The 26,222-nt window shown below is 42.6% G+C and carries 24 protein-coding genes, 1 tRNA gene and 5 pseudogenes; 14 read left to right on the plus strand and 16 right to left on the minus strand.

Features of this window, described 5'->3' with window-relative positions:
- Positions 1-27 precede the first annotated feature (27 nt).
- Together MARME_RS03215 and MARME_RS03220 are read left to right on the plus strand one after the other, a co-directional pair.
- Complete coding sequence (locus MARME_RS03215) at positions 28-1,428, plus strand: undecaprenyl-phosphate glucose phosphotransferase (RefSeq protein ID WP_013659830.1); 1,401 nt, start codon at positions 28-30, stop codon at positions 1,426-1,428.
- A gap of 178 nt (positions 1,429-1,606) precedes the next feature.
- Positions 1,607-2,089: pseudogene (locus MARME_RS03220) on the plus strand (IS256 family transposase); the annotation flags it as partial.
- A 33-nt stretch (positions 2,090-2,122) separates the two neighbouring features.
- Here MARME_RS03220 and tnpC read toward each other — a convergent pair.
- Together tnpC and tnpB are read right to left on the minus strand one after the other, a co-directional pair.
- The gene (gene tnpC, locus MARME_RS03225) at positions 2,123-3,736 is read right to left on the minus strand and encodes an IS66 family transposase (protein WP_013659832.1); all 1,614 of its coding nucleotides are present in this window, start codon (positions 3,734-3,736) and stop codon (positions 2,123-2,125) included.
- Positions 3,726-4,088, minus strand: a complete 363-nt coding sequence (gene tnpB / locus MARME_RS03230; RefSeq protein ID WP_013659833.1) for an IS66 family insertion sequence element accessory protein TnpB — start codon at positions 4,086-4,088, stop codon at positions 3,726-3,728. The genes tnpC and tnpB overlap by 11 nt, the downstream gene beginning before the upstream one ends.
- A gap of 65 nt (positions 4,089-4,153) precedes the next feature.
- Here tnpB and MARME_RS03235 point away from each other — a divergent pair, with 65 nt between their 5' ends.
- Positions 4,154-4,696, plus strand: a complete 543-nt coding sequence (locus tag MARME_RS03235; RefSeq protein WP_013659834.1) for a helix-turn-helix domain-containing protein — start codon at positions 4,154-4,156, stop codon at positions 4,694-4,696.
- A 271-nt stretch (positions 4,697-4,967) separates the two neighbouring features.
- Here the strand turns inward: MARME_RS03235 and MARME_RS03240 are convergent, their stop codons facing one another.
- Complete coding sequence (locus tag MARME_RS03240; protein ID WP_013659836.1) at positions 4,968-6,194, minus strand: O-antigen ligase family protein; 1,227 nt, start codon at positions 6,192-6,194, stop codon at positions 4,968-4,970.
- A 240-nt stretch (positions 6,195-6,434) separates the two neighbouring features.
- On the opposite strand from MARME_RS03240, the gene galE reads away from it, so the two are divergent.
- Positions 6,435-7,457: a UDP-glucose 4-epimerase GalE gene (gene galE, locus MARME_RS03245; RefSeq protein ID WP_013659837.1), complete on the plus strand. Its 1,023-nt coding sequence runs from the start codon at positions 6,435-6,437 to the stop codon at positions 7,455-7,457.
- Positions 7,458-7,629: 172 nt separating this feature from the next.
- Here galE and MARME_RS22935 read toward each other — a convergent pair.
- Positions 7,630-7,902 (minus strand): annotated as a pseudogene (locus MARME_RS22935) (IS30 family transposase); the annotation flags it as partial.
- A gap of 326 nt (positions 7,903-8,228) precedes the next feature.
- Here MARME_RS22935 and MARME_RS21760 point away from each other — a divergent pair.
- A pseudogene (locus MARME_RS21760) lies at positions 8,229-8,515 on the plus strand (transposase); the annotation flags it as partial.
- A gap of 20 nt (positions 8,516-8,535) precedes the next feature.
- Here the strand turns inward: MARME_RS21760 and MARME_RS03250 are convergent.
- Positions 8,536-9,403: pseudogene (locus tag MARME_RS03250) on the minus strand (ISNCY family transposase); the annotation flags it as partial.
- A gap of 256 nt (positions 9,404-9,659) precedes the next feature.
- Between MARME_RS03250 and MARME_RS03255 the strand changes: the two are divergent.
- A pseudogene (locus MARME_RS03255) lies at positions 9,660-10,674 on the plus strand (IS481 family transposase).
- A gap of 242 nt (positions 10,675-10,916) precedes the next feature.
- Here MARME_RS03255 and MARME_RS03260 read toward each other — a convergent pair.
- The 3 genes from MARME_RS03260 to mqo form a co-directional block, all read right to left on the minus strand.
- Complete coding sequence (locus MARME_RS03260; protein ID WP_013659838.1) at positions 10,917-11,642, minus strand: FKBP-type peptidyl-prolyl cis-trans isomerase; 726 nt, start codon at positions 11,640-11,642, stop codon at positions 10,917-10,919.
- A 427-nt stretch (positions 11,643-12,069) separates the two neighbouring features.
- The gene (locus tag MARME_RS03265) at positions 12,070-12,333 is read right to left on the minus strand and encodes a YfcL family protein (protein WP_013659840.1); all 264 of its coding nucleotides are present in this window, start codon (positions 12,331-12,333) and stop codon (positions 12,070-12,072) included.
- A 154-nt stretch (positions 12,334-12,487) separates the two neighbouring features.
- Positions 12,488-13,978: a malate dehydrogenase (quinone) gene (gene mqo / locus MARME_RS03270; protein WP_013659841.1), complete on the minus strand. Its 1,491-nt coding sequence runs from the start codon at positions 13,976-13,978 to the stop codon at positions 12,488-12,490.
- A 416-nt stretch (positions 13,979-14,394) separates the two neighbouring features.
- Here mqo and MARME_RS03275 point away from each other — a divergent pair, with 416 nt between their 5' ends.
- Entirely contained in the window at positions 14,395-14,796 is a 402-nt protein-coding gene (locus tag MARME_RS03275) for a CBS domain-containing protein (protein WP_013659842.1), read from the plus strand.
- Between the two features lie 20 nt (positions 14,797-14,816).
- Here MARME_RS03275 and nudC read toward each other — a convergent pair whose 3' ends face one another.
- The 8 genes from nudC to MARME_RS22245 form a co-directional block, all read right to left on the minus strand.
- Positions 14,817-15,623 (minus strand): NAD(+) diphosphatase, encoded by an 807-nt coding sequence (gene nudC / locus MARME_RS03280; protein WP_013659843.1) that lies wholly within the window; start codon positions 15,621-15,623, stop codon positions 14,817-14,819.
- A 182-nt stretch (positions 15,624-15,805) separates the two neighbouring features.
- A tRNA-Tyr gene (locus MARME_RS03285) sits at positions 15,806-15,889 on the minus strand.
- A gap of 67 nt (positions 15,890-15,956) precedes the next feature.
- A complete protein-coding gene (locus tag MARME_RS21290; protein WP_013659844.1) occupies positions 15,957-16,961 on the minus strand; it encodes a ProQ/FINO family protein in 1,005 nt (334 codons plus the stop codon).
- A 228-nt stretch (positions 16,962-17,189) separates the two neighbouring features.
- Entirely contained in the window at positions 17,190-17,660 is a 471-nt protein-coding gene (locus tag MARME_RS03295) for a hypothetical protein (RefSeq protein WP_013659846.1), read from the minus strand.
- A 1-nt stretch (position 17,661) separates the two neighbouring features.
- Positions 17,662-17,886 (minus strand): cell division protein ZapB, encoded by a 225-nt coding sequence (locus tag MARME_RS03300; RefSeq protein ID WP_013659847.1) that lies wholly within the window; start codon positions 17,884-17,886, stop codon positions 17,662-17,664.
- A gap of 66 nt (positions 17,887-17,952) precedes the next feature.
- Positions 17,953-19,170, minus strand: coding sequence for a flagellar assembly protein FlgT (locus MARME_RS03305; protein ID WP_013659848.1), 1,218 nt, complete (start codon positions 19,168-19,170; stop codon positions 17,953-17,955).
- A 13-nt stretch (positions 19,171-19,183) separates the two neighbouring features.
- Positions 19,184-19,792: an LPP20 family lipoprotein gene (locus MARME_RS03310; RefSeq protein WP_013659849.1), complete on the minus strand. Its 609-nt coding sequence runs from the start codon at positions 19,790-19,792 to the stop codon at positions 19,184-19,186.
- 85 nt (positions 19,793-19,877) lie between these two features.
- A complete protein-coding gene (locus tag MARME_RS22245) occupies positions 19,878-20,069 on the minus strand; it encodes a hypothetical protein (protein ID WP_041647744.1) in 192 nt (63 codons plus the stop codon).
- A 171-nt stretch (positions 20,070-20,240) separates the two neighbouring features.
- Here MARME_RS22245 and dinB point away from each other — a divergent pair, with 171 nt between their 5' ends.
- The 7 genes from dinB (at position 20,241) to MARME_RS03350 (ending at position 26,049) form a co-directional block, all read left to right on the plus strand.
- On the plus strand, positions 20,241-21,296 hold the full coding sequence (gene dinB, locus MARME_RS03320; protein WP_013659850.1) for a DNA polymerase IV: 1,056 nt from the start codon (positions 20,241-20,243) through the stop codon (positions 21,294-21,296).
- A 243-nt stretch (positions 21,297-21,539) separates the two neighbouring features.
- Positions 21,540-22,523, plus strand: a complete 984-nt coding sequence (locus MARME_RS03325) for a hypothetical protein (RefSeq protein WP_013659851.1) — start codon at positions 21,540-21,542, stop codon at positions 22,521-22,523.
- Positions 22,524-22,682: 159 nt separating this feature from the next.
- Positions 22,683-23,348: an alpha/beta hydrolase gene (locus MARME_RS03330; RefSeq protein ID WP_013659852.1), complete on the plus strand. Its 666-nt coding sequence runs from the start codon at positions 22,683-22,685 to the stop codon at positions 23,346-23,348.
- A complete protein-coding gene (locus MARME_RS03335; protein WP_013659853.1) occupies positions 23,348-24,145 on the plus strand; it encodes an inositol monophosphatase family protein in 798 nt (265 codons plus the stop codon). Before MARME_RS03330 ends, MARME_RS03335 begins: the two co-directional genes overlap by 1 nt.
- A 161-nt stretch (positions 24,146-24,306) precedes the next feature.
- A complete protein-coding gene (locus tag MARME_RS03340) occupies positions 24,307-24,768 on the plus strand; it encodes a DUF2489 domain-containing protein (protein WP_013659854.1) in 462 nt (153 codons plus the stop codon).
- 7 nt (positions 24,769-24,775) lie between these two features.
- Positions 24,776-25,147, plus strand: coding sequence for a hypothetical protein (locus tag MARME_RS03345; protein WP_013659855.1), 372 nt, complete (start codon positions 24,776-24,778; stop codon positions 25,145-25,147).
- A 74-nt stretch (positions 25,148-25,221) separates the two neighbouring features.
- Entirely contained in the window at positions 25,222-26,049 is an 828-nt protein-coding gene (locus MARME_RS03350) for a mechanosensitive ion channel family protein (protein ID WP_013659856.1), read from the plus strand.
- Positions 26,050-26,222: the final 173 nt, after the last annotated feature.

The following is a 26,222-nucleotide window of genomic DNA, read 5'->3' on the forward strand; positions in this document are numbered from 1 at the left end:
TAGTATTTACAAATACATAGGAAAAAAATGAAAACAGGTCACGCGTTAAAAGAGCATAGTGCTTCAATCGGAATTTCCCTTCGGATTATGGATGCGATCGCAATAGTTTTATCTGGACTACTATGCTTTTGGTGGTTCAACAATAGCTTTGATTTACCACGAGGCTATAAAAATGCACTTCTGCTTGGGTTACTAATAGGAGAAGTTACATTTACTTCATTAGGCGCTTATAGGGGGTGGCGAGGAACTGCATTTCTATCTGAACTAAAAACCGTTATTATAGCAAATATCTTAACCTTCGGTTTGCTTATCTTTAGTGCTTTCATTACACAATCATCCGATTCCTACTCTCGAGAGTGGACATTCGCATGGTTCAGCACGGCACTAGTTCTGGTGGTTAGTGCACGTTACAGTCTTAGAGTAACATTGGGAGCTTTGCGAGAAAGAGGCTTTAATGTAAGACGGGTACTCATTGTTGGTAATGGCGAGCTTGGAAAACAAGCGGCTGAAAAACTAATAACTAACCCAAATATTGGTTTGTCAGTAGCGGGCTTTGTGACAGAGAAAGAAGCAAAAATAGAATTAAACCTTGACCAAAAAATAAATGTGCTAGGCGAAATAAAGGAACTAGAAAAGCTAGTAATAGATCATAAAATAGATCAAGTTTGGATCGCTCTCCCAATGAGTGAAGTTAAAACCATGCAAAATGTGCAAAAAGCACTTCGCTCGTCCTCCGCCATTATAAGAGTAGTGCCAGACTTATTCGGGTTTAGACTCTTAAACCAATCCATGACTGAGGTTGCAGGGCTCCCTATTATCAACGTCACCACATCCCCAATGATGGAAGGTAAAAACCGCTTAATAAAATCTATTGAAGATAAAATTATTGCAAGCATTATTTTACTTAGCATCTCGCCCATTATGTTTATTCTAGCTTTTCTTGTGAAACTAACATCTCCAGGACCTGTTTTCTATAAACAAGAACGTGTAAGTTGGAATGGTAAAGCATTTAATATGCTTAAGTTCAGATCTATGTCTGTCGATAGTGAAAAAGATGGAGTTAAATGGGGAGGAGCTAAAAGTATGTCTGTAACAACTATTGGCGCATTTCTTCGTAAGACTAGCTTGGATGAGCTACCGCAATTTATCAACGTCCTAAAAGGTGATATGTCTATTGTAGGGCCAAGGCCCGAGCGTACAGTTTTTGTCAATCAGTTTAAGCACGAAATTCCTGGGTATATGCAAAAACATATGGTTAAAGCCGGAATTACAGGCTTAGCTCAAATTAACGGCTGGCGTGGTGACACTGACCTTGAAAAACGAATAGAATTAGATCTTTACTACATAGAAAATTGGTCTGTCTGGCTAGATATAAAAATTATATTATTAACTTTTTTGAAAGGTTTTATTGATAAAAATGCAGCATAAGATAAGCTGCATTTTTAAGTTGAGATACTTAAGAGTTATATATCCATACTAGAGTATAACCAATTTCATACCTAAAATGAAAACCGGTAAGCTCCTTAAGTAATTTTTGGTGACCCGGAAAGAAATTAAATTGTGTATCTGCTTATAATTAAGCCAGTCATGGCTAAGGATAAGCAATATGGATAAGAAAGCTTTAGAAGCCTTCGCTCGCGAAGCCGCTAAGTCAATTAAGACGTCTTCGGATCTTGATGACTTCAGGAAAATGTTAACCAAGGTGACGGTTGAGACAGCTTTAAATGCTGAACTTGATGATCACCTTGGCTACGAAAAACACTCGCCGACCAACGATAGTAACAGTCGAAATGGCTACTCATCTAAACGCCTAATTACTGACGATGGTGAGATCCAGTTAGAAATCCCTCGTGACCGTGACGCGTCCTTTGAACCCAAGATCGTTCGTAAGCATCAAACTCGATTCCAATCGATGGACGACAAGATCTTAAGCTTGTATGCCAAAGGAATGACTACCCGAGAAATCGTCGCAACCTTCAAAGAAATGTACGATGCTTATATCTCCGCCAGTCTAATAGCTAAAGTCACTGATGCTGTTTTAGAACAAGTTGTTGAGTGGCAAGCTCGCCCTCTCGATTCGGTTTATCCGTAAGCGTACGGGCAATCACACCTTGCCTCTATCTCAGAGCTTAATACTCCAAGGTAACAGGTCTTCTAGGCTGTCCTCTACATTGCGCTTCGGAAGTTCTTCAAACAACGTCACTAAGTATTCGTAAGGGATTAACCCATTCGCTTTCGCGGTTTCGATAATACTGTAGAGAACCGCGCTACTTTTCGCGCCATTGCCTGTATTCGCAAACAGCCAGTTTTTACGCCCAATGACGAACGGCTTAATCGCTCGTTCCGCACGATTGTTGTCCAACTGAAGTTCGGGGGCTTTAAGGTATTGGATCAGTTTATCCCATTGATTGAGACTGTACTGTACCGCTTTGGCAATAGTACTACTTGGTGGAAGTCTTTTACTTTCTTTTTCTAGCCAAGCTTTGTAGTCCTCTAGCGCTGTCGGGGCGTGCTTAAGTCGATGCTGGTAAGCTTCTTCTTTTGTCTCTTTTTGCTGGGCAACGGATTCGATGGCATAGAGCTTTTGGATCTTGCTAAGCGCAAGCTGAGCTTTACCCGTTTTCTTTTTGTCTGTGGTCTTGACGATGTCGGTAAATTTACGACGAGCGTGTGCCCAACATCCGACTAAAGTCGCCTCTGTTTGTTCATAAGCGGCATAACCATCCACCTGTAAATAGCCGTTATAACCAGACAAGAAGTTCTTTGGACATGCACCGGCTCTAGAAGGCTGGAAGTCATATAAAACAATATTGGGAATCGGCGAGTTGAAGTCCGGACTGTCTTTACCACTGCAATAGACCCACATATAGCAACTCCCTCGCTTTTCTTTGATGACTTGAAGCGTGGTTTCATCAGCATGAAGCACCGATTGTTGCAGCATAACTTGTCGTAATAAGTGATAAAGCCCTTGCAGTACTTGGGCGCTCGTCGCCATCCAACTGGACATGGTGCTACGCTTTAGCTCAATCCCATACTGCTGGAAGAGCGTTTCTTGTCGATACAAGGGGAGGCTGTATTGGAACTTGCCTGTGATGATCTGTGCTAAAAGACTGGGCGTTGCGATCCCTTTTGGGATCATACTCGGTTCAGGTTCTCTTTGTTTGATGGTGCTGTGTGTACCTGACTGATCACAGTGTCGACAAGCGTATTTAGGACGTACCGTTTCAAGGACTTTAAGCTGAGCAGGAATAAATTCCAGTTTTTCGGACTTGTCTTCGCCCATTTTGTGCAGCTCGCCCTGGCAACCATCACAGACCTTTTCTTCTTCTGGTATATCTAACACAACCGTCTCACGAGGGAGATCTTTTGGAAGGAGTTTACGCTTAGGTTGAGTTCGCTTTTTAGCGGGCGGACGGTTTTCTTGTTCATCGTCCACTTGCGAGTCAAGTTCATCTTCCGATGTTTCATCAAACAAGTCTCTTTGACCTGGCATGACTTCGGAGCTTGTGCCAAACTGTCGCTGCTGAGCTAAACGCCATTGCTCTAGAATGTTTTGATACTTGGATTGCCACTGAGCGAGCTGGGAGTCTTTTTCACTTATCTCAGATACCTGTTGACTCAATAATGCTTGCTGTTCAAGCAACAGCTTTTTCAAGGATTCAACGTCGTTTGGTAAGGTATCTGGTCGTGTTTCATGGTAATGGATTATACCAAACTCACGGCAATTAACAGCCATGATAGCGATAAATTAATTCAGGATGGGCACCTTCCAGATCAATCGGCAGACCTTCAAGCAGCCAATTCAACTGTCGAGCAGAGATGCGAATCGATAATTTATTATCCTCAATCCCTGGCCACTTAAATGTGCCTTTTTCAAGTCGTTTGTAATGTAGCCAAAAACCATTAGCAGACCATTGTAAAATCTTGAGTTTATTACGAGTACGACCGCAGAAGACAAATAAGTGCTCAGAGCAGGGGTCCTGCTCTAGGTCATAGGCCACCACGTCACATAAGCCATCAATGGCTTTACGCATGTCGGTTGGGCCACAAATCAAGGTAATAGAAACTTGGGGAGAGGATGTAAACATAGAGTGATGATTCCGTAGACCAAAGAAATCATTACTCTAGGCAAACCGAAATCAGATTGTTATGTGTGCTTTGCCGAACGCTTACAATTGATTCACCACTTAAGCATTCCATTACCCATCAGAAAATCGAAATCAGAAATACCAGCGAGAAAGGCTTCACCGCCCATTTTGCGGGTCGACAACTCAAGGTATCAGAGGTCAACGAGCCAAGTAAACTGACGAAAGAAGACTTGGAAATTCAAAAGAAACTAGAGGTACTGGCTTTGGTTGAAAAACTAGGGAATGTGAGTGAAGCATCGCGTCAAAGCGGCGTATCTCGAGACATGATTTATCGACACTTAAAACTCGTCAAACAAGGAGGTCCAGAGGCGTTAAAGCGGCAAGAAACGCCTGATTTACGGCATAAGAACTGTGTGGATATGGCTATTGAGAGCGCAGTAGTTCAATTCTCCATTGAACATCCTCATCTCGGACAGCAGAAAGTTGCGATGAAGCTAACGGAAGCTCTTGGAGTTGATATCAGCGCTGGCGGCGTGCGCAGTATATGGCTAAGGAATAATATGAATACCACGGCACTGAGAGTTGAAAGGTCGCAAGAATCGGCATAAAACATAGCCAGTAAAAAACTGGCTGATATGCTGTGTACGGCAAAGTCGCTCGGTAATTAGACCGACACAATCCCTTGGTAATCACACTAATACACATAAGGCGATAACTTATTCGACCAAAAAAACTTTCACCCTTACTCAAAATTAGATTGCCATATACTGTCTCGTCCTGAAATAGGTCTCCTAGGTGTAAACCTATTTCAGGACGGAACATACAGATTACCTAAAAAAGCCAAGAAAATTGCTTGGCCTTTTATTCATGAACTAATAACTATACTTCTCCTTTTGCCTCTTTCTCTGCCCAACGCGTGGCAGCCCAGAAAAACGCAATTGGAAACACATACATCATCACACCAATATTGTGACTAAACATAGATTGAGTCAGTGCGAAATCCATATAACTCATCGGTATTAATGCTCCACCAATAGCGTAGGCTTTGATATTCCAATTATCTTGATGTTCACGCATCTTAGCTAAAAACAAACGAAGCGGTACTAAATACACGGCCATCAAGGCCAAAAAACCCACCAAACCACGTAGACCTAAAGCATCAAGGTATTCATTATGAGCATGATCAAACTCTACCGTAATTTGAGTAATAACACCTTCGTCAGACAATTTTTGTTTAAACTCTTTTGAACTATATTCACCTACACCAAATATAGGCGAGTCTGCCAACATATATACAGAAGCCTTCCACATTTCAAATCGAAGTCCAACCGAAGTGTTAGAATCACCTTGGAGGTACATCTCAATATTATGTGCCGCCTCATAAATCCGATTAGATACTCCTAACTTAGGTATGTTGCATATAGTAACTGCACCCATAACTCCCAATAGACATATACCAATCACCAATTTTTTTCCAAGCAAATCACGACTTTGCCATAGCAAAAAAACCATTATCAATGGCAACCCCACCCAGCCACCACGAGAAGCAGATAACAGAGACCCCATCACTCCTGAAAAAAACGCCAATGCCGCCAATCCAACATACAAAAACTGCCGTTTAGAAAAAAAATACAACGTAGCCATTGCACTTAACACCCCCAATAGCATTGAGGTGTCACCAAACATAATCGGGTGCTCACCACCACTGGCACGGGGAAGATCCAATACAAAGCGCTCGTAAACAGCGACCACTACAGCACCATAAGCTCCCAACATAGACCCAACCCACAAAGCAATACGCGGCCCGTAGCAATAAAGCATCAAATACAATACTGGAAGAACTAAGAGAAAACGAGAAGGCCGATCTAGCTCACGGTAATGCCAGCCATCTAGATAGATAAACACAATCATCAATACAAAATACAACGCAAAAACAGCCGCTAACAACTTATCCTGCCGAGACAAATTAAACCTTGAAAAAACAAAGATCAATGGAGATATTAGAAACAAGATAGCCGACCCGACACTATAGCCATTTGAAACAACCAACGACAACGCTAAACACAAGCCAGCCAGCCACCATACCCCTTTTTTAGCCCACAACATATGTACATCCTTAAAAATATCGAAGCATTTTATAGATAAGAAGCTCTCATGTGTAGAGTGCAAGTTAATATTTTATCTACCTTTATAATGTAATAGTTCCCTCAGCTGCTAAGAGGACAACATCAGTATTTCTACTATCGCCTCCGTAACAGATGGCGATCAAAAAATACAATCATCTAAGACCTTCTGCCTATTCTACCAATCATGCTAAAATCCCTTGCATCAAAAAAGGAGTAAGGTATGCAAACAGTATTGGTAACCGGCGGTGCGGGGTTTATCGGCAGCCACACCTGCGTCGAATTACTCGAACGCGGCTTCGATGTAATCGTTGTCGATAATCTAATAAACTCTAGCAAAGTATCCCTTGAACGCATTAAGCAGATTACTGGCAAAACTGTCACCTTTTACCCATACAACCTCCTCAGTAAAGTCGAGATTGCCCAAGTTTTTGCGCAACACGCAATAGACAGTGTAATCCACTTCGCTGGCTTAAAGGCAGTAGGGGAATCCACAAAAACGCCGATTGCCTACTACAACAACAATCTAACTGGCACCTTAACACTGTTAGAATGCATGCAAAATGCGGGGGTATTTAACTTCGTATTCAGTTCATCGGCTACTGTTTATGGAGAGAACAACCCAAGTCCTTATGCTGAGCACTTCCCTCTATCATCCACCAGCCCCTATGGTCGTACAAAAGTAATGATCGAGCAATTTTTACAGGATATCTTTAATGCCGACCCACGCTGGAACATATCACTATTGCGTTACTTTAACCCAGTGGGAGCACATCCGAGTGGATTAATTGGAGAAGACCCAAATGGCATCCCAAATAACTTAATGCCCTTTATTGCTCAAGTTGCTGTTGGTAAACGACAAAAATTGAGCATTTTTGGAGGAGACTATCCAACACAAGACGGAACTGGCGTCAGAGATTACATTCATGTCGTTGACCTTGCGATTGGCCATATCAAAGCATTGGAAAAGTTAAACCTACAAACACCCCATTCCATAGAAGCTTATAACCTCGGTGCAGGAAAAGGTTACAGCGTATTAGATGTAGTGAAAGCATTTGAAAAAGCGAGCAATCAAACGATCGCTTACGAAATTGCGCCGCGCCGCGCTGGGGACATTGCAGAGTTCTATGCAGATACAAATAAAGCAAAAGATAAACTAGACTGGTCAGTTGAACTGGACCTCAATGCAATGTGTCGCGATTCGTGGAACTGGCAAAGCCATAACCCCAACGGTTATAGTACTTAGGCGACATATAAAGAGTAGGTTTCGGCCACCTACTCTTTCGATATTTAACCTTCTCCATTCCTCCTCTAGCTTAATCCTCCTTGTGATCGCCCAGAAAAAAGCTACTGGAAATACATACACATGAATTCAAGCTCAAAGTGCGACACTTTTCATTTCAAGCCGCTAAGAACATCTATTTAAATACGAGCGTTGGCTGCTTGAATCCTAAACACTTTCTTGGGTGATAATTGATTCGTATCATCTTCCAGTGAATCATGCGATCTTCAATCTCCATTAAATTTTTGCCTTTTCGCACATAGCTCCTTAAAAGACCGTTACTATTTTCGTTGACGCCACACTTCCCAAGAACTATAGGATCGGCAAAATAGACTTTTGTATCCAGTACTTCTACAATCCTAGCGTGATGAGAAAATTCTCTCCCGCTACCCGCTGTAATCGTATGAACCTATAGTCACTCTAACTAACAATACTACGCGAGGGCCATTGCGAACTAACAGTAAGAACCAACAAAAACCTTGCGCACCGATCTAACTCTCTGGCATGCCAATCCTCAAGACAAATAAACAAACAACATTAACAGAAAGTAGATTAGCATAATCTAAAAAAGGACTTTATCTTGTTTACGAAGTTTGACGTAGTTAAAAAAAGAACAAAAAACTAGTTAAAAACAGCACTGCTATACCAATCCCATATCCACTAGGGAACCTGCGAACAAGTCGGCAATATGAAACAATCTCACTGACTTAAGTCAACTAAGATCCCTAATCAAGCATGAACCAATTCTCCTTCGCAGATACCGAACTCACCAGCAAACGCTGCAAAACCCGCAAAGAAATTTTTCTGGATCGTATGAATGAGCGGACTCCATGGCAAAAACTCGAAGCTCAAATAGAGCCCTTCTACCCGGAAGCAGGTACGACATAAGTGATCCCGCGATGGAAGATGCTCTGTATGAGATAACCTCTATGCGTTTATTCGCTGACTTGTCTTTAGAGGTTACCATTCCTGATCACACAACCATCACGAACTTCCGTCATTTGCTTGAGAAACATAAGCTTGGTCTGTAAGCGTAAAGGCATTTTGATTTCACTTGGATTTGGGACTGCCAGAACTGAGGGATAAATATGTGTTTTAGGTACGCGTTTGCCGCTGCAATATCGTTGATGTTGTTGAGTCTAAGCTCTGGCACCAATCTGTCTTGGAAGGTATCAAACGCACGTTCAACACGGCTTTTTCCTTGCGGTGAGTTAGCAAAGATAATTTCAATGCCTAACTCTTCACATGCTCGTTGCATTTGTGAGAAATTGCAGCGTTTTGAACCACCAAAGATACCTGCTCTATCCACATAAAGCGTTTTGAAAACGCCTTTTGTTTCAATGCAATCTCGCATGACTTTCATGCAGCCCACTGTGGTTCAGAGGGGAAGAACTCGGCATACACTTCACTGGTCGCGTCATCAATCATAGTAATTAAACAGTGTTTTTTGTCGCCAAACCAGAGATGCGGACTCCCGTCCATTTGCATCATCAAGCCGGGCGCTTCCATCCGCTCCCTGCGTTTACGGGCTACATCACGCCTACGCTTAGCTCGCTTTACATGATGAATGTCGTGCGCCTAACCACGCAAGGTTTCGCGCTTTACGACAATGTTTTCATTCTCGGCTAATTGTTCGGCCAAGTGCAGTAAATTCAAATCAAAATACTTGTCTTTGATTAAGTCTTGAACGGTTTCTTTAATCGACGTGGGCATTTTATTAGGAGGTGACTTACCACTATTACCATGCACAACAAACTGAATACCGACTTGTTGATAGCGTTTTACATAACGTTCAATGGTGCGTCTAGATTTACTGAGTAACTTAGCGGCGCTAGCAATTGTTATTCTACCCTCAACAACTTTAGAATTATATCAACGGTGAGTTGAGCTTTAGAATCCATCACAATCATCCTCAACATGCCTCTAGTATTCAAAAACAAGAACACTAACAAACATGTAAAAAAGAGACCGACAGTTTCCCTTGGTAATTAGCAATTACGACAGAATTGCTTGGTAATTAAGATACGACAAAGTCGCTTGGTGTTAACAGCCTTATGTGTATTAGTCTCGACTTGATCTGACAATTCTACTTGAAAGGTAGAGAGTTACCCGTTTTGATAAAGGTGTCGAATCTTTAAATCAAAACAAACAAAAAGGTAACTCTCTATGTTCCATACTAACAACCCAATCATTAAACACAAAGCAGGTTACTCAATCTTGCTGAAGAACTGGGAAATGTTTCAAAAGCCTGTAAAGTCATGGGCGTTTCACGAGATACGTTTTATCGTCGCACAAGATGGCAATCTGGATGCGTTAATCAACCGATCTAGACGAACACCTAATGTTAAAAACAGAGTGGATGAAGTAACGGAAAAAGCGGTCATTGATTATGCCGTTGCGGAACCGGCACATGGCCAACATCGAACCAGTAATGAGCTTCGTAAAAAAGGCTTCTTCGTATCCGGCAGTGGCGTTCGCTCAATTTGGTTCCGACATAGTTTAGAAAACTTCAAAAAACGCCTCAAAGCCTTAGAGAAAAAGGTAGCAGAAGAAGGTATTGTACTGACGGATGCTCAAGTCGCAGCGCGTGAGAAAAAGAAAGACGACGACATCGCCTGTGGCGAGATAGAAACCGCCCACCCAGGCTATCTGGGCTCTCAAGACACTTTTTATGTCGGTAATCTCAAAGGAATTGGCAGAATTTACCAACAGACCTTTGTTGATACTTACAGCAAAGTGGCGTTTGCAAAACTGTACACAACGAAAACGCCGATTACGGCGGCTGATATTTTAAATGACAAAGTATTGCCGTATTTTGAACGTAATGAATTACCAATGCTTCGTATCTTAACAGACCGAGGAACTGAATATTATGGTCGAGTAGAGCAGCATGATTATCAGCTTTATCTTGCTATTAATGATATAGATCACACCAAGACAAAAGCCATGTCGCCACAAACCAATGGTATCTGTGAGAGGTTCCACAAAACTTTATCGGGTGACGTTTCGCAAGAAGCTCTACGATAGTCTAGAAGCAGTGCAAAAAGATCTGGACGAATGGATGGTCTATTACAATAATGACTGAACTCATCAGGGAAAAATATGTTGTGGAAGGATGCTACTGGAAACATTGCTTGATGGAAAAGTGATCTGGACAGAAAAGAATTTAATCCAGATCTAAACTGACAGACATCGGCTCAAAATGAGGTAGCTGTCAGGTCTGGACTAGACTAGTACAAGTAATGGCAACTCTGTTAACTATATTTTTCGAGATATCCTAAGAAAGGGTGTTATACTTTTCTAGTGCTTACGACAGAATAAAAGCTCAGCAGAGCTTTTATTCTGTCGATTTTATGCTCAGTTCATAAGTAAAAAAACAACCCCATCTGAGGTTATTCTCTACTTAAAACCCTTATAGAGAGTTTACTCTGCTTTCGTTTCTTCCGCAGGCGCTTCCGGCTTCTCAATATCTAACAGCTCAACTACAAACTTAAGTGCAGAGTTTGCAGGAATCGGTCCTGTGCCACCAGGGCCGTATGCAAGGTCGGACGGGATGTAAAGCTCATACTTGGAGCCGACTGACATAAGTTGCAAGCCTTCCGTCCAGCCAGGGATGACTTGGTTTAGAGGGAACGAGATTGGCTCATTACGCTTGTAAGAACTGTCGAATTCAGTACCGTCAATTAATGTGCCTGCATAGTGAACTTTTACAGTGTCTTCTGCTGCTGGTTTATCACCATCACCTTGAGTAATGACTTTATACAGTAGTCCAGATTCTGTTTTCTCAACACCGTCTTCAGCTTCTTTTTCAGCTAACCAAGCGTCAGACTTGGCTTTTTGTTCTTCCGCTAATTTTGCTTGTTCTGCTTGGACTTGAGCCATTTTTTCTTGCTGGAATGCTTGAATGACTTCTTGAACTTCTTCCTGAGTCATTTGAGGCTCATTACCTTGGAAGATATCTTTAAAACCTGCGATAAATGCGTCGATGTCAATTTCAGTATCATTGAAGCTCTGTGCAACATTACCACCTACCGCTGCGCCAATACCATATCCCAACTTCTGTTCTTTGCTAGTTAAGTCAGTTGTAGTTTCTGCGTTTGCAAAGGAAACGGACGACATGACAAGTGCCGCAATAATCGTTTTTTTCATAAAAATGTTCCATTACTTATGTGGATGTTACTTCTAATCATCGAAGCATCTTAGAGCTTTAATTGGGGCAAATTGTAGCTTTTCAACTGCATCTCTAATAAAGAGAAATTGAAGCAGTAATTCAGTTTGGTAATTTGCCTTGTGCTTTCGTATCGTACTTAGACAACGTTATATCGCAATTTGATGACACTTTTTGTAAAAAAGGTCGAATTGGATAATCGCCAATCAAAGTGACGCCTTCACCTGTACACATTTGAGCCTTCAACGAGTTGAAAGCACAAGGCATGGCTGGATTTTGGGGGGAGCTATGTGCTCGTGCAACTGCCTTTACAGTTCAATGACAGAAGTTGTGAGATCGACATTTTCTTTTCCAGTAATTTCTACATTTACAGCGGAACTATTGTAAAGAAGTAGAACATATTGTTTTCTAGGTGGTTACTTTTTTCCATAACGTGTTGATAGCAGCTCTGTCTTCTTCTGTCAGGTTTTCTGCAGAAATAGTGGCTTGTAGTTCGTTATAGAAGTATTGATCAAATGTGAGGCTGCCGTCGCCTTCGACACTGCTATGCAGTCCCAATAACCCCAGAATATAGGCGCAATAAAAAAGCTCGTCGCTGTCGTGGCTCTCGTGTTCAATGATTCGAAGTTGGTCTGTGAGCTGATCTGCTCGTTCTGAAAAATTAAGGGTCATAGCTTAGCTCTTTTGTCTGATTACGTTTTTTAGTATCGCGCTGTTTTGCGCGACTGTTTTTTTTAATGTAGCCCCATAAAAAAACCGAGAATGGGCTTCTCGGTTTTTGCAGAGCGGTATGAAAATACGTAATCCTAAATGGCTTTACAGACTTTTAGGATTCCGACTCTACAGGTTTTAATTGAAGTGTTTCCAAGGTGTGTTTTCTTACTTCAAGTAAAAGATCTGTATTTTCAACCAAGGATTGACCGTATGACGGCACCATTTCTTTCATCTTGGTTTGCCACTCTGAACTTGATATACGTTCTTTAAAGCAGCTTTCCAGGATCTTTATCATGGTGTTTACCGTAGTTGATGCACCCGGGGAGGCGCCAAGAAGAGCGGCTAGGGTGCCATCTTCAGAGGTAATCGCTTCTGTGCCAAATTCTAGCTTGCCACCATCCTCAGTCTTTTTAATGATTTGAACACGCTGTCCAGCATAAGCAAGCTTCCAATCTTCATTTGATGCATTTGGAAAAAAGTTGCGTAAGGAGTCACAGCGGTCAGCATGGGATTGTTTGACTTCACTGATTAGATACTTAGTGAGGTCCATGTTATTTTTACCAACGCGGAGCATAGGAATTAAATTGTCCGCCTGAATACTTTTGAACATGTCTAGCTTAGAGCCATTTTTCAAAAACTTCGTAGTGAATCCGGCGAATGGGCCAAATAAAATGGCACGTTTTCCATCGATAATTCGAGTGTCTAAGTGCGGAACGGACATTGGAGGAGCGCCAATTGGCGCAGCGCCGTATACTTTTGCATAGTGCTGTTCTACTAGCTCTGGTTTCTCGCAGACAAGCCATTGGCCACTGACAGGGAAGCCGCCGTATCCTTTGGCTTCTTTAACGCCAGACTTTTGCAACAGTGGTAATGCGCCACCACCAGCCCCTAAGAAGACAAACTTTGCGTTTACTTTGTTGTTTTTGCCATTTTGGTTGAACTCAACATCCCACGATCCATCTTTTTGTTGCTTCAGGTCGGAGACATTGGCATTCAGCTCAACATTAAAATCGCTTAGAGACGTAAGGTGTTTAGTCATATTGCGAGCGATTGCACCGAAGTTGACGTCTGAACCGTGTTCGATTCGAGTCGCTGCTAGCTTTTCGGTATTTTTTCTATCGCGCATGATCAGAGGCATCCACTCATTGAGTGTGTCAATGTCTTCTGAATATTGCATTTCTTTGAAGGCAGGGTGAGCACTCATTGCTTTATGGCGGGATTTAAGCGATTTGACGTTATCATCACCCCAAACAAAGCTTAAGTGCGGTACTCGGTTTATGAATTGTTTTGGAGAAGGAAGAAGGCCCTTCTCTACGAGGTATGACCAGAATTGAAGGCTAACTTCAAATGCCGTGTTTATGTTGACCGCCTTGTCAATATTTGTCGTTCCATCTGCATTTTCGGATGTATAGTTGAGTTCACAATAAGCAGCGTGCCCAGTCCCTGCGTTATTCCAACCATCGGTGCTTTCTTGCGCGATGCTGTCCAAGCGCTCAAGCATGGTAATTGAAATCGTTGGGTCAAGCTCTTTTAATAGCACTCCAAGGGTAGTGCTCATCGCACCCGCCCCGACCAATAATACATCTACAGAATTTGTGGTCATTTCATTTCGCCGTGTTGTAGCCAATATTTTCTATGAGAGAAAACCCAAAGGGGCTTGTGGCAAAGAGATATATTGATATCTCCCCTATGTTTGCTTTCTCTCTTCAGAACGTCAATATCTCATGAGCTTAGTCACTTAATGGATTTAGAAGCTAAGCTAATGAGACTCTGATAGGGGTAGTTGAAGCTAAAACATTAAGCTCCAATCATGATTATACGGATTTTAGCACTAATGTCTTGAGACGAAGTGGCAACTTTTTAGGAAAATATTGTTCTTAAAGTTACTAAAACCGGATGTTTCCTGATTTTGGGCGTATTTTCGAAAACTTAGCGTAAAAAATGCTGCTAATATTCTTCTATAGAGATGGTAAATAGTCGAAATTGTTTGTCGAAATGTTTCTCGAAGAAGGAGTTCACATGTTGGTACAAGATGTGATGGTCAAAGAGGTCGTTTGCGTTGAAATGGATGCTAGGCTTCCTGAAGTGAAGACGCTTCTCCAGAACAGAGGTTTTCATCATTTACCTGTTGTCGAGCAGGGAAAGTTGGTCGGTATTATTTCCGATCGGGATATTCTGCGCTTGGTTAGTCCGTTTGTTGGAAAGGTAAATGAGCAGACTAGAGACCTTGATACGTTGAATCGTGCCGCTCATCAAGTAATGACGAGGCAGCCAATTACAGTGAAAGCGAATGCTGAGGTGAGTGATGTTGTAAACTGGATGCTTAAAGTGAGTATTTCATGTGTTCCTGTTATTGATGATGACGAAGCGGTCATTGGTATTGTTACTTGGCGAGACCTCATTAGTCACGCCAAGTTTTAGTGCTCTGTTGCGATTTTGTTCTAGGTTGCCTCATTACCTTGAATTCGATCGCAATGTGATTGGATTAACTGACCTGAAATAGACGATAAGTTCGGAGTGATCGGTAACTCAGAGATAGAAAACCAGTCGGCGCTTTCTATTTCGCCTTCTGCTGGGGTGATGTCACCACTCTCATACTCGGCATAAAACCCAACCATGAGTTGATGGGGGAATGACCATGGTTGAGAGCCGATGTATTCTATATTTTTGACGCGAATGCCGACTTCTTCAAATACTTCTCGGTGTACGGCTTCTTCCAGTGGCTCACCAGCTTCAACGAACCCTGCAATATTGCTATACATACCTTCTTTCATATGAGGCGCGCGCGCAAGGAGGAGAGTGTTTCCTTTGCGGATAGAAACAATGATACAGGGGGAGATTCTTGGGTAGTGGCGTAGGTTGCAAGAAGGGCAAATTTTAGTGTGTTCCCTTTCATGCTTTGTTGTCATCTCGGTGCCACAGCGACCGCAAAACTGATGGTCTCGATCCCAATGTGCGAGCTGCTGTGCTCTGCTTAAGATAAGAAAATTGTCTTCATTTTCACGAAAGAGTAATTCTCGAAGAGAGATGGATTCTAATCCAGTTGGTTTTTTGTTTAGTATGCAGATAAAAATGTCTTTTTCTTGCCATGTTCCACAGAACACTGGACTTGCTTCTTTGTCTGGTTGAAAGTCGTCTAGTGAAAATAAAAAGGAATGACCAGCGACGATAACCTGATTGTCGTATAACAAAATATACTGAGCTTGTGTGTGGGGTTTGGGGTGTTTATCGATCCCAATGGTGAGCATGTGGACACTACCTATTGTCAAAATATAAAAGCGCTATTGCCAGAATATAAGCGGTCATCAAAATATAAATGTTCTAGACAGTATATATTAGCGAGACATTTTTATAACAAAAAGAGGTAATTACTTGATAAGTTAGAAACAAAAGAGAAATCGAGAAGAAAACTTGCGAAGAAAAAGTGAAATGGTGGAGGGAGGTGGATTCGAACCACCGAAACTTTCGTGGCAGATTTACAATCTGCTCCCTTTGGCCACTCGGGAACCCCTCCACAGCAGCGCGGCGTATAATACATACGCCTGAATATGCTGTAAAGGTTTTTTTAAAGAAAATTGAATTTAACGCGAAAGAAGTTTCTCTAACTTCGCTTTCATTCGCTCTTCTGCCGACATGTTATTGTAACTGTCATCCTCTTTCCTTGCTTTTGGAGCAGGGCGAGCGGCTTTTGGCTTTGGTTTGTTTTGCTGGTTACCGTTACTTGGTCGTCCAAAGGTCTTTTTGGCCTTTGGCATTGGTTTTTCAGATACGGCTTTTTTGGGGCGAGCCGCTTCAGGTAGGGCAGGCTCATCGCTGACTGCTACGCCTTCTAAGTCAATGCGTGGCTGCCCGGAAAGTAAGCACTTTTTATAGCGATCAGAGCGAGTGTAAGCGGCAAGTGCACGCTTTTGTTTGCTCGCGTTGAACTGTTCGTCCAGTTCCATGTCCTTGTCGATGCCCACTTTTAGAGGCTTCGGATTATTCCAATCGAATGCTTTTGGATATCTATCTTCTAGCATTTTGATCAAGCGACGATTGTTTTTCTGATTCTTCTGACGCTTTTTTTGCTCTGGTGTCAACGTTGGGACACTCTTTTCAGCTACCTGCTCAGAAGTTGAGGCTGAGGTATCTAGTACTTCAGTCGCTTGTTCGTCTGTTGTTTCCGTAGCGCTTTCTAGCTCTGGGTTTTCTGTAGTCATGGGATCTGTCTGTAAATGATTTATCTTAATTGAGGAGTCTGAGTGCTCAGTTTCCTCGATCAAATGTAGATCGAAGCTTAATTGACTCTTTGTATCTCCGCTCACCAAACCTATGGGCTCTGCAGGGCTTTCAGTTCTGCTTTCCCGTTCTTCTGGCTGAGGAGATAAAAGATCCAGCGAATCTTCAATATACAGTTTTAATTGGTCTTCAGTCGAACGCTTTGTCATACCTGACAATAAGTCGAGCGAAGCGCTTTGTTTTGTTGCAGAAGAGGTAGTAAACGTGCCGCCCTCTTCTTTTAATTGCCTAATTTCCTCTTGGGCTGACTCGAGCGCTTGCATGAGCTCTGTTATTTTGCCTTCAAGTTTGGCTATCAATGTTTCCATATAAGAACAAACCTAATCGGTAACATGCTCGCCACTTTAATGGCATGTCGCAACGAACCGTTCACTTTAATGGTGTGAGAGGGACAGAAGGTGTATTTAATCGACCCGTCATCTCTTCTAAAAACTGCGCGCTGGGTTGGTCAAATGTTATATCATTTGATGTCCAACTGTTTACTCCAGCATAAATTGCTAAGCAAACGAGCGCAAAATAAAACATTTTCATCTCATTTAAAACGTCAATCCTACGCCAAGCGTCGCGAGCCTATCGTATGCGGTATCACTACTATTATACACTTTAAAGAACACATCCATACGAGTATTGTCGGAAGTCGCAATACGCAGTCCTGCTTCAGGGAAGTAGGCCAAGTTATCAACAAGGTACGTTCCAACACCAACATAGCTCCATATTGGCTTATTTTGTCCCCAATGGAATAAAGGAGTTGAAGTATATAAGCGTGCTCCAAAATTCAAACTACTTTCATAGCTGTCTCTTAGGATAAATGTCGCGCCGCCGTATAAGGATAAGCTTCTAGGGAAGGTGTATTCAATAGATGTATTTAGTACGCCAGAAGTGGTGCCTGTTGCAGTAGAAGGTTTGCTAAAAACATACTCATAGCTTACTAAGCTTGCGAATTGCCCCGAGGCCGCCATTGCGCTGGATGCGCTTACTAACAATGCTGCTGCAACAAACTGCTTCATATTACTTATCCAATTGATTTAAACGATCAAGCATTTGGTTAAGGGAAGACTCCCAACTAGACTGTTGTTCTGACTTTTGATTTAGCCCTGCGCGTAACTCTTCTCTTTCTTCAGAAAGTTCGTAGTTTTTCATTTCAAGTTCAGATACTTTTTGGCGTAGTGAAGAAATTTCTTCGACGGCGTTATTAATTCGTTGTTCTAGGTGGTGTAGTAGTTCGTTATTCATTTATTTTCCTAAACTTCCCATCGTATTTATGCGTTCTAACAATATATAAAGGATGATTGTAGTGATTTACCAAGCGATAACAACATCTTGTTGCTGAACATTCAAGATCTTAGCGTCAACAGACAGTTCGCCAATTGCAAAATTTGGCTGAACCTGTGTAATGGTTACGTTGATATTGGCGTTATTAAGTTGGGTTTGAGTGTTCTGAAGTTGATTGTATATCTCATATCGACGATATACCCGAAACTGATCTCCTTTTTTTATGCCAGCTAATGAGCCTGCTGAAAGGTGGATCAAATTCCCTTCTGTACGAAATATATTGGCAACAAAGGGTTGGCAACGCAGTTGCTCACTGGTATCAATCGCGCTGCCTTTTAGAATCTGCGCTACGACTTTACCGTAGTTTAGTGTCCAGAACTTCCCAGAACCAAATCTTACTTTGTCAGATTCGTCAGTATCCCATTCACCTGATTCATCATAATGATGTTCAAAAATTAATGCGCCGCTAAAACCGTCGTAAACATAAAGGTCTAAGACCATTTTACGTTGTTGGTCTTCTTTTTTAGCCCAACTCAGTAAATTGTTAAGAGGTGTTTTTTGATCGGGATGTTTTGGATAAATTTCGCCAATATCCCGGATTACACCGCTTATAACGTACTGAACCCCTAGGTCTTCGCCTAAACGAGTGATGTTGGTTAACGAACCGTCATAATTTGTTGAGGTCGGTGCGTTTATTAAATCTGGGTAAACTGAAATGTTGGTCGCAGAAAGCGCTTTTAAGTAACCCTGTCGATTAATTTCTTGAGCGAGGCTCTTAGGAAGTTCTCGTGATATATTGTAGAGCGCGCCCAGTCTGGCTTGCTGTGGTGTTTGCAGCTCAAAACTTGTAATGGCAACGGACTTTCTATAGAGGTTAGAAGCACCATTGTCGCACATTGATTCGGGTGTGATGTCTACTTCGACAACAAGAGAAAGAATGTTGTCCTCAACAGATTCGGAGAGAATTCTTGTATTTTGAGTCTTTCCCGCTGCTTGAAGTCGTAATTGACTAGCACTTTGACCGTTTGTTAGGGACTCGGTCACGGATAGCCTAGAACTAGCCTGAAGCGTCGCTTGCTTTATGGCTTGCTCCGTCGCTCGATAACGAGCATCGGCAACATCGTTGTTGTAGATAATGGCATCACCTTGAGCTTGGATAGTTGTCGCAAAGGCGCTGGTTATAGACAACACACTTACTGTCAACGTGATAAGCAAAGTGGAAAATACGTTCCTAGAAGTCCACATATGAGCGTCCTTTTTACTCTACGGTATATAAACTTGTCGTTGCACTGTTACCGCTTTGAGACGAGCTGGAGGTATTGTAACGAGGGCGAACTTGACAAGCCGGGTTGCTTAAAATTGAGCTAGGGGAGCTAACACACTGTCTAAAGTTTTCCTGTAATGCCATTTCGACAACTGTTTCGAATGTGCCGTCTTCTAGTTCTCGTTGCGAGACAACCTTGGCACCGACTAAGTAGGCGTCAACATAGGTGCGTAGCTCGTCATGTGTTGTCATCATATTGCTGATAGAGCTGGTTCCATCAATTTTCAAACCATAAACACGCTCTGCGAGATTTCGATAGGCATCGAGTTTGGAGCCGCGTAATGACATGAGTCTTGCTTGAGACTTTGACAGATTTTTTCGACTAATCGGCGCTGAATAGCCAGTGGCATTTACAATGATTGGGTCGCGCGGTACAACGTCGATAATTTCAATGTCTTTTTCTTCCCCTGTCGTCAGGTTCGAAATGCTATTGTTGCAAGGAGAGACAGACGTACATTCTGGAGATAAAACAGGACCACCACTGCATGCTGTCAGAGCAATAGAAATGATTGCAAGTAAAGGTAAGTGTTTAAAGACAGACATTATAGATCTCCAAGTGTCGCTTTATGATGTTTAAAATCAATTTTGTCACGGTTGTTTTTTTGAGTTGCTCTCAAGGCTCGTTATTTTAATGAACCCGATAAATCTTAAGCTTTTGTTTGGGCTTCTTGTTTATCGTCGCATTCTGTTCCATGGCCGTATCTGAGTTCGGTGTTGGGACCATTGCCGTTTTGTTCTGATAGTAATGGTTGTAGGTACAGCCGCTTAAAAATACGCCCACAACGAGACTCGTTATTATCTTGACTGGAAATACTCTCACGTCCAAGGCTCCTAAAACACTCTATTTATGCATTATCTACTAATTTTACGGATTTTTAAGACTGTTCTTGAAGAAGTTTTGTACTTTTAGTCGATAAAGTTGACTTTTTTACGCTAAAACGTCGAAAATTTGTATATTATACTGTTTATATATACAGTTTTGGTGTGCCGAATGCGAAAAGTGATACACATTGATGCCGATTGCTTCTATGCCGCTGTTGAAATGCGGGACGACCCTAGCCTTAAAGATCTCCCAGTTGCCATAGGTGGGCCGTCAAACTCTCGTGGTGTATTGGCGACGGCTAATTACAAAGCGAGAGAGTTTGGTGTGCGCTCCGCTATGCCAAGTTCTTTAGCGAAAAGGCTATGCCCAGATTTGCTCATTATTCCCGGAAATATGTCTAAATATCGAGAAGCCTCACAGCAAATGCATGAGATTTTCAGAGACTATACCGACATTATAGAGCCATTATCCTTAGATGAAGCTTATTTAGATGTGTCCAATAGTACGGCCTTTGGCGGCAGTGCAACGCGTATTGCCCAAGATATACGTAAAAGAATTGAGTGCTCAATTGGAATAACGGTATCGGCTGGCGTGGCAACCAATAAGTTTCTGGCAAAAGTAGCGAGTGATTGGAATAAACCAAATGGCATCAAGGCCGTGACGCCTGATGAGCTTCAGTCTTTCGTAGAAAACATTCCTGTCGCCAGAATATCGGGGGTTGGCAAGGTGGCTCAAGAAAAGTTGCAGCGAATGGGCGTCGTTGCATGCCGTGACCTGAAAGCAGTGCCGTTAGAGCAGTTGATTAAGTCTTTTGGAAGCATGGCGTATCGCTTGCTGCAATTCTCTCAGGGTATCGATGATCGGCCCGTTCAAGTCTCACGCGAAAGAAAAAGCGTCTCTGTTGAGCACACCTTTGCTTATGACTTAAATTCCGTTGATGAAAGTGTGGTTCAGCTGCCAAATATACTGGAAGAACTTAAGATACGGGTGAAAAGGAACCGCTGTGAGCAACACATTTGCAAATACTATTTAAAACTGAAATTTAATGACTTTACCCAAACGACGATAGAAAGGCCGATCGTCGGTAAGCTTGAAGACTCTGTTTTCACGGCGTTATTGATAGAGGCGCATGCTCGTCACAACAAGCCCGTCAGGCTTATTGGGGCGGGGTATCGGCTGACGCCTCCCATTTTAAAGCAACTTGAATTGTTTCCGTTTCATTGATCTTTTTTGCTTCACACGTACAAAAATGAACAGAAAGCTTTGGTTGTTAATGGATGAATATTTTGTCTATTTTTTGTTCATTAGTAATCCGTGCTCTATATTAACATGATAAGTAGTGCGAAGTGGCTTGCAACGGTTGCCGTGATCATGGCTTTTATAGTGTAACTTTCGGTGTTAGGTCTAAGCACTCATTTAGAACGACTGTTGAGTAATATGACAGCGCAATAATGTAGGTGGTTGACTATGAGAACGTCGAGTGAACTAAAAACCGAATTAGCTAAAAGTATGCCGGGGTCACTGTCGCAACGACTACGGTTTGATGTAGAGCAGACATTAAAAAGTTTGTACGCCGATGAGTCTCTAGCAGACCGAATCGACGATTTATTTTTGCCTTTTTCTAATTGGGTCAGCGAGCGATCACGGCCCAATGTAGGTCCTCTTATTCTAGGTATGTCCGGTGCACAAGGGTGTGGTAAAACAACGTTTTGTACGGTTGTTAGTCACATACTTAAAAAAGGGTTTGATTTAAACGCGGTTGTATTGAGCTTGGATGACCTTTACTTGACCCGCTCAGATCGAATGAAATATTCCCAAGAAACTCATGACTTATTTTCTGTGCGAGGCGTGCCAGGCACGCATGACGTTGAGTTAGCGGATACCATCATTCAAAGATTGAAAGAGCTAAAAGACGGTGAGGTGATGTTTTTGCCTGTGTTTGATAAATCGATGGATGATCGTAAACCTGTTCATCGTTGGACTCAGGTAGAAGGGCCAGTTGACGTTGTCTTTTTTGAGGGTTGGTGTGTGGGGCTGGGTGAAATGCCTCGTAAAACGCTTCAAGAGCCCATAAATGAATTAGAAGCGACGCGTGACGGCGATGGTGAGTGGCGCCGCCTGGTTAATGACCACCTAAAACATGGTTATAGAGCGTTATTCGAGCATATCGATATTTTGTTGTGGATGCGAGCACCAAACTACGAAGTGGTTTATGAATGGCGCAATAAACAGGAAAGAACGCTAGAAGACCATTTGTACGACATTCATGGCGGCATACTGGATACGTTAGACATTAAAGTGATGTCGAGTGATGAGCTAAAAGAATTTATGCAGCATTACGAGCGACTGACACGATTTATGTTGTCTAGTATGTCTGGAAGGGCGGACGTTGTCTTTACGCTTAATAGCGCTCAGAAAGTGATTCATTGGGAGGTTCCTATTGAGCACTAACCTGCTTTAAGCGAGCAAAACAAAGTCGTGGCTCAGGTTATTCGACATCGCTTTAATATGATAGGCTATCGCTAATATTGATAGCCTATTTTTTTGTTTGTAAAGCAGTTGGAAACCTCACTTGAATGAGTGTGTCAACGACCTATTGGAGAAGTACATATGGCCGCCCCTCTTGAAGCAATTTACGTTGAAACAAATGCCAACCCAACTTATGCGGTTATTTGGCTGCACGGTCTAGGTGCAGATGGTAATGATTTTAAGGGTGTCGTCCCATCGTTGGGGTTGGGCAATAGCGCTGTCCGTTTTGTTTTTCCTCATGCCCCCATTCGACCTGTCACCATCAATGGTGGAATGCCAATGCGAGCGTGGTACGACATTTTAGAAATGGACTTGGATCGCAAAGTGGATATGTCGAATATTGACGAATCTTGCGAACAGATCTCAGCGTTGGTGGAAGAACAGATTGCACAGGGGATCGCTGCTGAAAATATAGTGATCGCAGGCTTTTCTCAAGGTGGTGTGATTGCCTATCAAATGGCGTTAACGTCAAAGTACCGTTTTGCCGGCGTCATGGCGCTATCGACTTACTTAGCAGACTTTGAAAGCGTACCTGACGCTAATTCCGTTCCAAATGAAGAAACGCCTTTTTTGATTCATCACGGCTCTTATGATCCTGTTGTTGAGCCGACACTGGGTGCTAGAGCGAAAGCGATTTTGACGGATAAAGGGTTTGATACGACCTATCAAAGTTACCCTATGCCACATTCGGTCTGTCCTGCTCAAATCGAGGATATTGCAAGCTGGTTAAAAGGTATTGTGAGCTGATGACAACGCTTAACGAGTATTTGGACTTCGCGAAGACATTGGCGAAACAAGCAGGTTTAATGATGTTGGAAGCGAGAAAGTCTTCGAGCTTCGAGCGAAATTATAAATCGGACCATGAACTGGTGACGAGTGTAGATCTCGCGATAGACCAGTATCTTTGCTCAGAGCTGGCGTCTCGTTATCCCAAGCACAAAATATTTTCAGAAGAGTCGACCCCCGATCTGCTGGTGGATAAAGCGAATAGTGCACCGGTCTGGGTGCTTGATCCGATTGATGGCACAGTGAATTTTGCCCATGGGTTACCTCATGTCGCGGTCAGTATCGGCTTGTTTTTTGATGGTAAAAGGCAGTTAGGTGTCATTGAAGCGCCATTTTTACAGCAAACTTATTGGGCTGTCGCTGGGCAAGGCGCGTATTGTAATGGTGAGCGCTTGAGTGTCTCGCAGCAGGACGTTTTGCGTAATTCGGTCGTGGCGACGGGCTTTCCTTATCAAAAAGCAGCGCTTGGAAGTTTGATTCCTAAGGTCACTCGTATTTTAGAAAATTGTCAGGATATTCGTCGAAATGGCTCTGCAGCATTGGATTTATGCGCCGTTGCTCATGGCTTGATGGATGCCTACTTTGAGAGTGTAAAGCCTTGGGACATGGCTGCGGGTGCTATTATCGCTGAAGAAGCCGGCGCGACCGTCGGTCATTTTTCAGAGATTCGCGCGGAATGGCCAGAACCTTTAAATGGGGATTGTTTGCTAGTTTCTACCCCAAAGCTTTATGAGCCATTAAGGCTGCTGCTTAAATAATTTCTTAGGTCAGCTAAATAGATCAGCTAAACGACTGGGTCGCTTAAACGGCGGAGCGGCTAAATCGATTCGGGGAAACGGATTGTGCAGTGATGCCACTGTGACGTTAATGTTTCCTGCATTATCTAGGTTTGAACTAAAAAGGGTTTAATAGAGGACGTATGTCTACACTATCATTTGTTGTTGCGTTGGTTGTCTCAGTCATCGTGATCATTGTTTCAATTGGCGTGATTTTACGTCAACTCAAGAAAAACAAACTTCGTAAAGAGAAAATTGCCGAAGGCGAAAAGCGTTTAGCGGATGAGCGCGCGAAACGAGTGGAAAGCATTCAGGTGATTCTGCAAGCGGTAAAAAACGACGAGAATTTAACGTGGATCGAAGCCAGTATTCGTATTAAAAACCTGCTTGACCAATTGAGCCTAGACCTTTCTGAGCACGAGACAATCAAAGCGTTTTATGCGGTAGAGGAAGAGACGCAGCATATTCCCACTCATGAACAATGGCGGGAGCTTCCGATTAAGGCAAGAATGAGTTTTTTAAAAGAAATGGATGACGTTGAAGCGAAACATAAGTCGACCTTAGAAGAAGCGCGAGTGGCTTTGTTGGCCTTTCCGTTAGAGTAATATTGGGATGTTTTGGCAGATCTTTCTATCGATTACCGTGTGTTTCGGTCTGTTGAGTGGACTGCTGATATTCTTTATACGTTTTAAACAGCGTGTGCCTTATTACATTATTGAACATCAAAAGTGTATTCGTTTACTTGATCTTGCTGTAAAAGGTAGGTTGCTGGAGCATGATTGGCATGTCTTTATAGGAATGAGTATTCGAACTGACGAACAGGTCGAGGCTCTTCGTAAAAAGTGTGTGGTCATTGACGAGGCTTTTTGTCGAGGAACAAGGTTATATAAAGGACGGCAATGCGTTGTCTTTTCTGAAGAAGGAATTAACCAGCTTTCAGTATTGCTAGATGAATGGCAGCATAAAGCCAATTATCAGGCGTAATGGGAAGAGAGGGGATTCTGAGTAACTTTCCTTAGTTTATTCTGAAGTTCAAAATATATGGGAGCGAAGCTTTAATGAATGATCTAAACGATTTACTGGATCAGGGTTCAGAGTGGGGACCTTGGCTTGTCGATATAGCAATAGGTCTGGCCGCAGGCATTGTGATTTTCTTTGTTGGTCGCTTTTTGGCGAAGAAGATTGCTAAATGGTGTGAACGTCGCATGCTTAAATCCAATGTGGATAAAGCGGTAGCGGGTTTTACGTCGAGCATTGTCTATGCGCTGATTTTTGCTGCGTCGACTTTGATGGCGCTGGGTCAGGTCGGAGTTCAGACCACGTCTTTTATCGCTATTTTGGGTGCCGCAGGTTTAGCTATTGGTCTTGCATTACAGGGATCGCTTTCTAACTTTGCATCCGGTGTTCTGATTATACTATTGCGCCCGTTCCGTGCTGGTGATTTCATCGATGCAGCAGGGCAAATGGGTGTGGTTGATCGTATCGAGTTGTTCCATACTGAGCTTAAGACGCCTGATAACCGCGTAGTTATCATTCCAAACTCCAGTATTATGGGGGGCAGCATTGTCAACTTCTCACGAGAAGCGACACGCCGTTTGGATCTCGTCATTGGTATTAGCTATGAATCAGACATCCGTTTAGCGAAAGAGCTGCTAGAAGGCATATTAAACTCAGAGGATCGAATTTTAAAAGATCCGGCTTATGTTATTGCCGTTGGTGAGCTTGCGGACAGCTCTGTAAACTTCAATGTTCGTCCTTGGGTGAAATCTGAAGATTACTGGGGTGTAAGAGCGGATTTGCTAGAAAAAATTAAGTACACATTTGATGAAAATGGTGTAGGCATTCCATATCCTCAAATGGACGTGCATGTTACAAAAGCAGACTAGCTGTCTGCTAATTAGTGGTCGCTAATAAAATTGACTGAACCCTTTACACAAACTTAAAGGGCTACAACGCTCGGCTTAGGTCGAGCGTTTTTGTTGGTCTTGTTTAACGGGTCTTACCCCTGTTAAACCGAATCTTCACAATCTAACAGTCATGGTTCATCGTCACACGTCTC

This window comes from Marinomonas mediterranea MMB-1 (assembly GCF_000192865.1).
Classification (GTDB): Bacteria; Pseudomonadota; Gammaproteobacteria; order Pseudomonadales; family Marinomonadaceae; genus Marinomonas; species Marinomonas mediterranea.